Genomic DNA, 10,321 nt, shown 5'->3' with positions numbered 1-10,321 from the left:
GCTGCTGGTCGTAGCCCATTCCCGGCTGGAGCGGCTGCCCGAAGGCGGGCTGTTGGGGCTGCTGCTGGGGGTGGTGCGGGGGGTAGGGCTGCGGTTGCTCGTAGCCGTGCGGGGGCTGCTGTCCGCCACTGGGCTGGCCGTACCCCGGCTGCTGCTCGTAGCCCTGCGGGGCCTGCGGAGGCTGCTGCTGGTACGGCTGGGCGAAGCCGGGCTGCGGCGGGTGCTGGCCGTAGCCGGGCTGCCCACCGGTCCCCGCCTGTCCCGTGCCCGGGTGCGCGTCGGGAGGGGTGGGGCCGGGCGCCGGTTGGCCGTCGGCCGGACGGTCCTGGGGGTGTGGTCCGTTGGGCGGGGTCTCGCTCATCATGTCCCTTGGGTATGCCGCTTGCGTTGGGCCGATCGTCACGTCCGACCGCCCGGGATCGAGGGGCACCGCGAGCGGTTCTCGCGGTCGGTTCCTAGGCGACCCTAGTCTTCCACCACGTACGGGGCGGTAACGAAGTCGATCAGTTCTTCGACGCGCCCGAGGAGTTCTGGTTCCAGATCGGCATACGACCGTACCGATCCCAGGATGCGCCGCCAGGCTTCTCCCGGCTTCTCCCGGCTGCCCAGCGCCCGCAGTACCCCCTCCTTCCACGGGATGCCGCGCGGCACCTCCGGCCAGGCGTCGATGCCCAGGACGGACGGCTTCACCGCCTGCCAGACGTCGACAAAGGGGTGGCCCGCGACCAGGACGTGCGGTGAGGTCACCTCGGCGGCGATCCGGCTCTCCTTGGAGCCCGGTACCAGGTGGTCGACCAGGACGCCGAGCCGCCGATGCGGACCGGGCGCGAAGTCGCGCACGACCTCGGGCAGGTGGTCGACCCCCTCCAGGTACTCGACGACCACGCCCTCCACGCGCAGATCGTGGCCCCACACCCGCTCCACGAGCTCGGCGTCGTGGACGCCCTCCACGTAGATCCGACCCTCCTTGGCCACCCGGGAGCGCGCGTGCTGGACCGCGATCGAGCCGGAGGCGCTGCGGGCGGGCCCGCGCGATGCCGCTGCCGGGCGCACGAGGGTGGCGGGCGCTCCGTCGACCAGGAAGGCGGCCGGGGTGAGGTCGAACACTCTCCGCCCGCCGTGTCGGTCTTCCAGGGTGACGGTGGTTTTGTCCCAGTCGACCACGGCTCCGCAGAACCGCTCGTCGGCGGACTCCACGACGAGGTCGCGCTCGATGGGGACCTCGGCGACCCGGCCCTTGCGGGGGCGGCGCCAGTCGCCCGCCAGGACGTCGCCGCCGTAGCGGTCGCCATAGGACCGCCATCCGGAACCGGTCCCGGTGTCATTGCCTGAGTCGGTGCGCACGGCCCCGGATTGTAGTGGCGGCATCGGTCAACCGGGTGCGAGCTTCCCCAGTTCGCGGACGCTGGCGCGGGGCGGCTGGGCCCGACAGGGGTCGCGCCGCCGGTCCGAATCCGGAACGACCTTGCGATGGAGGCTAGAATTAGCACTCAAGACCACGGAGTGCCAGGAGGTGAGCGCGTGCTCGACGACCGGAAACTCGCGGTCCTGCGTGCCATCGTCGAGGACTACGTGTCCACGAAGGAGCCCGTGGGATCGAAGGCCTTGGCGGATCGGCACACCCTCGGTGTCTCACCGGCGACGATCCGCAATGAGATGGTGGCTCTCGAAGAAGAGGGGTACATCACCCAGCCGCACACCAGCGCCGGCCGGATCCCCACCGACAAGGGCTACCGCCTCTTCGTCGACCGTCTGTCCACGGTCAAGCCCCTGTCAGCGGCGGAACGCAGGGCGATCGAGACGTTCCTCGGCGGTGCCGTCGACCTTGACGAGATCGTGACCCGCACGGTGCGACTGCTCGCGCAGCTGACCCGGCAGGTGGCGATCGTCCAGTATCCGTCTCTGACCCGCTCGGCCGTGCAGCACGTCGAACTCGTGCCGCTGGGTCCGCAGCGCGTGATGATGGTGTTGATCACCGACACCGGACGGGTGGAGCAGCGGGTGATCGACCACCTCGACTGGGTCGACGACGACAGCGTCGAAAACCTCCGGACTCTGCTCAACCGGCTGCTGGTCGGCAAGTGGCTGACCGATGTTCCGCCCGCCGTGGCCGATGTGCCCTCGCTGGTTCCCGCCGACGAGCGGCGAATGGCGGCGTCGGTGCTGTCGGTCCTGTTGGAAAGCCTTGTGGAGAGCCGCGAGGAGAAGATCGTCCTGGCGGGAACGGCGAATCTCGCCGCGATGGATTTCTCGGCTAGCCTTCGGGAGGTACTCGAAGCGCTGGAAGAGAACGTGGTCCTCATCCGTTTGCTTGGTGAGGCGGGGGACCCCTCCTCGCTCACGGTACGCATTGGCGAAGAGAACTCCCATGAGGGCCTCAGATCGACCTCGATCGTCTCCGCTGGTTACGGGATCGGTGATCACTCGCTGGCCAAGCTCGGTGTGGTCGGTCCGACACGCATGGATTACCCCGGAACGATGGGAGCGGTACGCGCTGTGGCTCGGTACGTAGGCACGATTTTGGCGGGGCAGTAAGTGGCGAACGACTATTACGAGATCCTCGGTGTGCGCCGGGACGCGTCCAAGGACGAGATCAAGAAGGCTTACCGCCGACTCGCCCGTGAGCTGCACCCGGACGTCAACCCCGACCCGGCCACCCAGGAGCGCTTCAAGGAAGTGACGCAGGCCTACGAGGTCCTCTCCGACGACGACAAGCGCCGCATGTTCGACATGGGCGCCGACCCGTTCGCGCCCGGTGGCGGCGCGGGTGCCGGAGCCGGCGGCTTCGGCGCGACGGGTTTCCCCTTCGACGACATCATGAACGCCTTCTTCGGCGGCGGTCACCCGGGCGGTGGACGGGGTCCGCGCGACCGGGTGCGCCGCGGACGCAGCATCAAGGTGCGCGTCGAGCTCGACCTCTCCGAGGCGGCCTTCGGTGTCACCAAGGACGTGACATTCCCCACCGCCGTCCTGTGCGACACCTGCCAGGGCGAGGGGACGGCCAAGGGCACCCACCGCCGCACCTGCGACATGTGCCAGGGACGCGGTGAGGTCTCCCAGGTCGCGCGCTCGTTCCTGGGCCAGGTCATGACCACCCGCCCCTGCCCGCAGTGCTCGGGCCAGGGCAGCGTGATCACCGACCCCTGCGCCGACTGCTCGGGCGAGGGCCGTGTCCGCGAGAAGGTCACCCGCAAGGTGCAGATCCCGGCCGGCGTCGAAGACGGCACCCAGATCCAGCTCGCCGGCGAGGGTGAGGTCGGCCCCAACGGCGGCCCGCGCGGCGACATCTTCCTGGAGATCGTGCAGCGTCCGCACCCCATCTTCGAGCGGCGCGGCGACGACCTGCACTGCACGATCACCGTCCCCATGACGGCGGCGGCCCTCGGCGCCTCGTTCACCTTCGAGACGCTCGACGGCACCGAGGAGATCGACCTGCGGCCGGGCACCAACTCCGGGCACGTCATCACCCTGGCGGGCCGGGGCAGCAAGCGGCTCGACGGCAACGGACGCGGCGACCTGATGATCCAGGTCGACGTGGAGACGCCGGCCAAGCTCGACGAGGAGCAGGAGGCGCTGCTGCGCAAGTTCGCCGAGCTGCGAGGAGAGGACCAGCCGCCGGGCAAGTTCAGCCCGGGCCACAGCGGCCTGTTCTCCAAGCTGCGCGACGCTTTCGGCGCCAGGTAACAGGCGAGAACAAGGGGATTGCGTTGACACCTCCGGTTTTCCTGACCGGGGCGGGTGAGCTCGACCAGGACCGCGTGCTGCTGTCCGGACCCGAGGGGCGGCACGCGGCCGTGGTCCGACGTATCACCGTCGGCGAGACCGTGGATCTCGTCGACGGCGCGGGGACGCGGGCACGCTGCGTGGTCACCGACGTCGCCAAGGACTCCGTCGTCTGCGCGGTCCGGGAGCGCCACGTCGAGCCGCGGCCCAGCCCGGCCATCACGGTCGTGCAGGCGCTGCCCAAGGGTGACCGCGGCGAACTGTCGGTCGAGGTCATGACCGAGGCCGGGGTCGACGCGATCGTGCCGTGGTCGGCCGAGCGCTGTGTGACCCGTTGGAGGGCCGAGCGTGCCGCCAAGTCGCTGGCCAAGTGGCGCGCCACGGCCCGCGAGGCGGCCAAGCAGGCCCGGCGCAGCCGGATACCCGACGTCGCCGATCTGGCGGCCACCCGCGACGTGACCGCCCTGCTCGCCGCCGCCGACCTGGGCATCGTCCTGCACGAGGACACCGAGGAGCGGCTGTCCGCGGTCAAGCTCCCCGAAGGCGGGGCCGGGGATGCTCCCGCAAGCGGCATCGTCATCGTGGTGGGCCCCGAGGGCGGATTCACCGATGCCGAACTGCGGGCCTTCGACGAGGCCGGAGCCGTGCGCGCCCTCCTCGGGCCGACCGTGCTGCGCACCTCCACCGCAGGCGTCGCCGCGCTCGCCGTGCTGCAGGCCCGCAGCGGCCGCTGGTAGCGCGTTCGGCTACATCTCCGGGGTGCCGGTCGCCGGTACCGGCGACTCAGCCGACGCCTCGGTGGTCTGGCCTGTCTCGCTGTCGGGCGACGGTGTGCTGCTGGTGTCGTCCTCGCCGCCCGAGCCCTGGTCCCCGCCGTCACCCGTGTCGGTGCCGCCGGGGTCGGTGTCCGCGGTGCCGTCGGGACTGTCGGGGTCCTGGGTCGGCACGCAGGCGGTGCGGTCGGTGCCTCCGCCGGAGTCCTGACCGTCGTCCTTGTCGTCGGAGTCGTCCCCCTGATCGGGGTCCCCGGACGGCCGTCCGCTGGGGGTACGGCCGGGCGGGCAGGCGGCGGCCGTCGTCGCGCCGTCGCTGGCCGCACCGTCATCGGGCGAGGCGTCCTCGGCCTCGGGGCCGGTCGGGGACGGGCTGTTCTCCGGCTCCTGCCCGCGCGTTCCGGAATCCGGCGCGACCGGACCCCGCAGCTCGCCGGCGGCCCGCCCGCTGCTGTCGCGCTCACTCGTGGTGTCGCTCGGTGCGGTCGGCGAGGTCAGCGACGACGGCAGCAGCTGCTCGCGGACCTGCGGGGTGCCGATCAGAACAGACCCGGCGATGAGCGCCGCCGCGCCCACGGCCAGGACGGGACGGATCCAGGGCAGGCCGAAGGTCCACCACACCCGGCGCTGCTCGGTTCGGGCGCGGATCTTCTCCAGCCCCTCGGGAGAGGGCGTGACGGAGTCGGCCTCGGCGCGCAGGATGGCGCGCAGGCGCTCGTCGATGGCCTCGTCGTATGGGTCGGTCATGTCGTCTGCTCCAGAACCGTGCGGAGCGCGGCGATGCCCCGCGCGGTATGGCTCTTCACCGCGCCCCGGCTGATGCCCATGGCGTCGGCGATCTGTGCCTCGGAAAGATCACCGTAGTACCGGAGCACGATAGCTTCGCGCTGTCGGGTGGGCAGTCGGCGCAGCGCCCTGATCACGGCGGTGCGTTCCAGCTCACCGAGGGCACCATGCTCGGCGCTGGGGGCGTCGGGGAGCGCCTTGGGGACGTGCTTCTCGACGACGGCCCGGTGCCGCAGCACCGACCGGGCGCGGTTGACCACGGACTGGCGCAGATAGGACAGTGCCTTGCTCGGGTCCCGCAACCGGCGCCAAGCGCCGTGCATGGCGACGAATGCGTCTTGGACGACTTCTTCGGCGGTCGCGTGATCGCGAACGAGGAGGACGGCCAATCGGACCAGGGGCCGGTAGTGCTCGCTGTACAGCTGAGTCACCGCTTGGTCGGCATCCCATCCGACCGATGTCATCGCCGCTGCGGAGGCTCCCGCGACCATCGTTTCTGTCACGTCCCTTGGACGCGCGCCCTTGTCGCCGGGTTTACGAAAGGGCATGCCGGTTCTTCTCACCTGATTGTGTTGTCCGACCCTGGTGTGTGCCGGGAGGGGTCATCGGTTCCCTTCGGGCGCGGTTCGCCGCGCCGTCACCGTCCGTGAGCGAGGCGACCATAGCAAAACCGGCGCGGCGTGGGCGAAGTCACGCGAAGCAACAGAATAGCCCTCTTCGGTACGCCCCGGGGGCCGGAATCAGCGCCGCGTTCGGTCCCGCCCGCATCCGGCCGGCAGGCCGGGCGCGGCATCTCGGCTGACGGCGGGCGGGAGCGCGCGCCCGACCTTCGTCCTCGCTAGAGTGCGGGGTGGACGATTGCTTCGCCGTAGGGGAGACAACCGAGGGAGGGCCGGTGGCCAGGACCGCAGCCGACTGCCTGTTCTGCAAGATCGTCGCGGGCGAGGTGCCCGCCGAGATGGTGCGGGAGGGCGAGCGCACGGTCGCCATACGCGATATCAATCCGCAGGCGCCCACCCATGTGCTGTTGATCCCGCGCGACCACTACCCCGATGCCGGCGCCGTCGGCAGGGCGGGCCTCGGCCTGATGGACGAGATCGCCCGCGAGGCGCACGAGGTGGCCGTCGGCGAGGGCATCGCCGAAAGTGGCTACCGGCTCGTCTTCAACACCGGTACCGGGGCCGGGCAGACCGTCTTCCATGTGCACGGCCACCTCCTGGGAGGCCGCGGTCTGGAGTGGCCGCCCGGGTAGGCCTGCGGTCCGCGGGTCCGGGGTGGCGCCGTTGATAGAATTCAACCGACAACAGCCTTCGCTGGGACCTCTGCGATCACGCCACTGAGCGTGAGTGGTCGCGTCGCCTCTCAGCCGGAGCCCCTGAGTCACCATGATGCCGACGGATTCGAGAGGTAGGGGCGAGACGGCCGCAAGGCCACACCATGGTCGAGTCAACACAACACAGCACCCAGGTGAAGATCGTGGTGCCCGAAGAGCACACCATGGTCAACCTGCTGGGATCTGGCGACGAACTCCTGCGGACGGTCGAGCGCTCCTTCGATAGCGACATCCACGTCCGGGGGAACGAGATCACCATCAGCGGCAGCCCCGAAGAGACCGCGCTGGCCGTGCGCTTGATCGAGGAACTCATCGAGCTCGCCAAGAACGGCGCCCACCTCACCCCCGACGCCGTCGACCGGACGCTGGCCATGCTCCGCTCAACGAGCGGCGAGCGCCCCGCGGACGTGCTGACGATGAACATCCTCTCGGCGCGGGGCCGCACCATCCGTCCCAAGACGCTCAACCAGAAGCGCTACGTCGACTCCATCGACAAGCACACCATCGTCTTCGGTATCGGCCCGGCCGGGACCGGCAAGACCTACCTGGCCATGGCCAAGGCGGTCAAGGCGCTGCAGAACAAGCAGGTCAACCGGATCATCCTCACGCGTCCCGCCGTCGAGGCCGGAGAGCGGCTGGGCTTCCTGCCCGGCACGCTCTACGAGAAGATCGACCCGTATCTGCGGCCGCTCTACGACGCCCTGCACGACATGCTGGACCCCGATTCGATCCCCAAGCTGATGGACTCGGGGACCATCGAGGTGGCACCGCTGGCCTACATGCGCGGGCGTACCCTGAACGACTCCTTCATCATCCTCGACGAGGCCCAGAACACCTCGCCCGAGCAGATGAAGATGTTTCTGACCCGGCTCGGCTTCGGCTCGAAGATCGTGGTCACCGGTGACGTCACCCAAGTCGACCTCCCCGGCGGAACGTCCAGCGGCCTGCGCACCATCGAGCGGATCCTGGACGGCATCAACGACATCGGCTTCTGCTGGCTCGACAGCAACGACGTCGTGCGACACAAGCTCGTGAGCGCGATCGTCGACGCCTATGGGCGGTATGACTATGAGCAGAGCAACCGGCAGGACGACCAGCAGGGCAACAGTCACCGCAAGGGCCGCTCCGGTACCCGCCCGGGCACCCCGTCGGCGGGCGCGCGCGGCCCGGACACCCCGGCCGGCTCCGACGGCACCACCGCCGGCGGCGCCGGATGACCCCCTGCGGGCGATCCCGCGGGGCCCACGAACAGATAAGGCGCGCAAAGCAATGAGTATCGACGTCGCGAACGAGTCCGGCGTCCCGGCGGACGAGGAGCGGCTGGCCCGGCTGGCCCGTTACGCCCTCGACGCGATGCGGGTGCACCCGCTCGCGGAGCTGTCCATCGTCCTCGTCGACGAAGACCCCATGACCGAGCTGCACGTCCGCTGGATGGACGAGCCCGGTCCGACCGACGTGCTGTCCTTCCCCATGGACGAGCTACGCCCGGGGAACGGGGACCGCACCTCCGAGCCGGGCATCCTGGGCGACGTGATCATCTGCCCCCAGGTGGCCGCGAAGCAGGCGGAGAAGGCCGGTCACAGCGCGCAGGACGAGATCGACCTGCTGTGCACGCACGGCATCCTGCACCTGCTCGGCTACGACCACGCCGAGCCCGAGGAACACCGGGAGATGTTCGGCCTGCAGGGCGAGATCCTGGCGGGGTGGCGCGCACTCCTCGCGGCCGAGGCCGCCGATTCCACCGGTGAGAGGGACGACACCACCAGATGAGCGTCACCGGCGCCGCTGAAAGCCCTGTTCTCTCGGCCCTCTCGGCGGTCGCCTCGCAGTACGGCGGACCGGTCGCGCCGGCCGTCGCGGTCCACAGTGCGATCCCGCCCATCGGCGCGTTCACCGCCGCGGCCGTCCTCACCGTGCTCGCCGCGTTCTTCGTCAGCGCTGAGGTCGCCGTCACCCGCACCGCGCGGACGGGTATCGGCCACCTCGTCGACTCCGGGCGGGTCGGCGCGGGGCGACTGGAGGCCATCGCCGCCGATCCCGCGCGCCACCTCAACGTGGTGCTGCTGCTCCGGGTGGTCTGCGAGGTCCTGGCGGGGCTGGCGCTGGCGGTCGGCTTCATCGGACGCTTCGGGCTGAACTGGACGGCCGTCGCGCTGACCGGCGTGCTGATGATCCTCGTGGACTACGTGCTCATCGGGGTCACCCCGCGCATCCTGGGCCGCCAGTTCGCCGGGTCCATCGCGCTGGCCAGCGCGACCCTCGTGGCGCCCGTCGCCGTGGTCGTCGGTCCGCTGGCGCGCGTTCTCGTCCGCGTCGGGCGCGGCCTGACCCCGCGCGGCAAGGGCGACCGGGAGGGTCCGTTCAGCAGTGAGGACGAGCTGCGGCGCATGGTCGACCTGGCCGAGCGGGGCCACGTGATCGACGCCGAGGAACGGCAGATGATCCACTCGGTGTTCAAGCTCGACGACACCTCGGTCCGCGAGGTCATGGTGCCGCGCACCGACATCGTGTTCGTCGACCACGACGCCGCGCTGGACGACTGCCTGAACCTGGCGCTGCGCAGCGGGTTTTCCCGGATCCCGGTGATCGGGGAGGACGAGGACGACGTCATTGGCATCCTCTACATCAAGGACGTGGCCGCGCGCATGCGCGATCTGTGGGCCGGGAGGGGCGGCTCCGCAGCGGCCGAGCGGACCACGGCGCGCGATGTCATGCGCCCCGGCTACTTCGTTCCGGACTCCAAGCCCATCGACGGGCTGCTGCGCGAGATGCAGCAGAAGCGCACCCACGTGGCGGTGGTGATCGACGAGTACGGCGGTACGGCCGGTCTGGTCACGATCGAGGACATCGTCGAGGAGATCGTTGGAGAGATCACCGACGAGTACGACGACGAGACCCCGCCGATCGAGCGGCTCGGGGAGGGCCGGGCGCGGGTCACCGCACGGCTGCCGCTGGGCGAGCTGGCCGAGCTGTTCGAGGTGGAGCTGGACGCCGCCGATGTCGAGACCGTCGGCGGGCTGCTGGCCTACGCCCTGGGGCGGGTTCCGATCAGCGGCTCCCGCGCGGACTACGCTGGGCTCAGGCTGACCGCCGAAGAGGCGGTCGGGCGCCGCAACCGGACAGCGACGGTCCTGGTGGAGCGGATCACGGACGAGCCGGGGGAGGCGGGCCACGCCGACTCCGCCGAGAGCGACTGACACCCGCCGCCCGGCGGCACCGCACGATCGGTGATGCGTTCACCGGTGACCCGACGAATGGAGAACAGACCCGTGACCGATACGGCCCCGCGCGACCTCGACCCTGAGGACGAGAAGCTCATCACGCTGGCCCGCGCGTCCCGCGCACGCAACGGGGCGCGCGAGGGCGCGGCGGTGCGCGATGAGACCGGCCGCACGTACGTGGCGACCACGGTCGACCTGCCCGCGCTGCGCCTGTCGGCCCTCCAGGCCGCCGTCGCGGCGGCGGTGTCCAGCGAGGCCGAGACGCTGGAGGCGGCCGTCGTGGTCACCGCCGCCGACGGGCTGTCCGAGGACGACACCGCGGTGGCGGCGGATCTGAAGACGTCCACGCTGCTACTGGTCGCGCCCGACGGTACCCCGCAGAGCATCACGCGCTGACGCCGAGATCCGGGCGCCGGGCCCGCGCCCGCACCCACGTGCGCGGACGCACGCCCGTTCCTGGTCCCGAGCGCCCTCTGATACAGGTG

Annotated in this window: 11 protein-coding genes and 1 pseudogene; 8 read left to right on the top strand and 4 right to left on the bottom strand. The window is 70.7% G+C overall.

Features of this window, described 5'->3' with window-relative positions:
- Together ABD259_RS08910 and ABD259_RS08905 are read right to left on the bottom strand one after the other, a co-directional pair.
- Positions 1–364, bottom strand: a pseudogene (locus ABD259_RS08910) (hypothetical protein); the annotation flags it as partial.
- A 101-nt stretch (positions 365–465) separates the two neighbouring features.
- Positions 466–1,266, bottom strand: a complete 801-nt coding sequence (locus tag ABD259_RS08905) for a DUF3097 domain-containing protein (protein WP_412759405.1) — start codon at positions 1,264–1,266, stop codon at positions 466–468.
- 255 nt (positions 1,267–1,521) lie between these two features.
- On the opposite strand from ABD259_RS08905, the gene hrcA reads away from it, so the two are divergent.
- The 3 genes from hrcA to ABD259_RS08890 are packed head-to-tail and all read left to right on the top strand — an operon-like array spanning position 1,522 to position 4,460.
- Complete coding sequence (hrcA, locus tag ABD259_RS08900) at positions 1,522–2,535, top strand: heat-inducible transcriptional repressor HrcA (RefSeq protein WP_344104067.1); 1,014 nt, start codon at positions 1,522–1,524, stop codon at positions 2,533–2,535.
- A complete protein-coding gene (gene dnaJ / locus ABD259_RS08895; protein WP_344104071.1) occupies positions 2,536–3,684 on the top strand; it encodes a molecular chaperone DnaJ in 1,149 nt (382 codons plus the stop codon).
- 23 nt (positions 3,685–3,707) lie between these two features.
- The gene (locus tag ABD259_RS08890; protein ID WP_344104073.1) at positions 3,708–4,460 is read left to right on the top strand and encodes a 16S rRNA (uracil(1498)-N(3))-methyltransferase; all 753 of its coding nucleotides are present in this window, start codon (positions 3,708–3,710) and stop codon (positions 4,458–4,460) included.
- 9 nt (positions 4,461–4,469) lie between these two features.
- On the opposite strand, the gene ABD259_RS08885 is transcribed toward ABD259_RS08890, so the two are convergent.
- Both ABD259_RS08885 and ABD259_RS08880 read right to left on the bottom strand, forming a co-directional pair.
- A complete protein-coding gene (locus ABD259_RS08885) occupies positions 4,470–5,243 on the bottom strand; it encodes a hypothetical protein (protein ID WP_344104075.1) in 774 nt (257 codons plus the stop codon).
- Positions 5,240–5,773 (bottom strand): SigE family RNA polymerase sigma factor, encoded by a 534-nt coding sequence (locus tag ABD259_RS08880; RefSeq protein WP_344104239.1) that lies wholly within the window; start codon positions 5,771–5,773, stop codon positions 5,240–5,242. The genes ABD259_RS08885 and ABD259_RS08880 overlap by 4 nt, the downstream gene beginning before the upstream one ends.
- A 404-nt stretch (positions 5,774–6,177) precedes the next feature.
- On the opposite strand from ABD259_RS08880, the gene ABD259_RS08875 reads away from it, so the two are divergent.
- The 5 genes from ABD259_RS08875 to ABD259_RS08855 all read left to right on the top strand — a co-directional run bounded on the left by ABD259_RS08875 (position 6,178) and on the right by ABD259_RS08855 (position 10,232).
- On the top strand, positions 6,178–6,534 hold the full coding sequence (locus ABD259_RS08875) for a histidine triad nucleotide-binding protein (RefSeq protein ID WP_344104077.1): 357 nt from the start codon (positions 6,178–6,180) through the stop codon (positions 6,532–6,534).
- A 185-nt stretch (positions 6,535–6,719) separates the two neighbouring features.
- Complete coding sequence (locus ABD259_RS08870) at positions 6,720–7,832, top strand: PhoH family protein (RefSeq protein WP_344104079.1); 1,113 nt, start codon at positions 6,720–6,722, stop codon at positions 7,830–7,832.
- A 52-nt stretch (positions 7,833–7,884) separates the two neighbouring features.
- Positions 7,885–8,385, top strand: coding sequence for an rRNA maturation RNase YbeY (gene ybeY, locus ABD259_RS08865; RefSeq protein WP_344104081.1), 501 nt, complete (start codon positions 7,885–7,887; stop codon positions 8,383–8,385).
- Entirely contained in the window at positions 8,382–9,812 is a 1,431-nt protein-coding gene (locus ABD259_RS08860; RefSeq protein WP_344104083.1) for a hemolysin family protein, read from the top strand. The genes ybeY and ABD259_RS08860 overlap by 4 nt, the downstream gene beginning before the upstream one ends.
- Positions 9,813–9,884: 72 nt before the next feature.
- The gene (locus ABD259_RS08855) at positions 9,885–10,232 is read left to right on the top strand and encodes a cytidine/deoxycytidylate deaminase family protein (RefSeq protein ID WP_344104085.1); all 348 of its coding nucleotides are present in this window, start codon (positions 9,885–9,887) and stop codon (positions 10,230–10,232) included.
- Positions 10,233–10,321 lie beyond the last annotated feature (89 nt).

The sequence above is a fragment of the Nocardiopsis rhodophaea genome, from assembly GCF_039530945.1.
GTDB lineage: Bacteria > Actinomycetota > Actinomycetes > Streptosporangiales > Streptosporangiaceae > Nocardiopsis_C > Nocardiopsis_C rhodophaea.
Note: the sequence above shows the minus strand (reverse complement) of the source record. Positions and strands in the feature narration are given on the sequence as shown.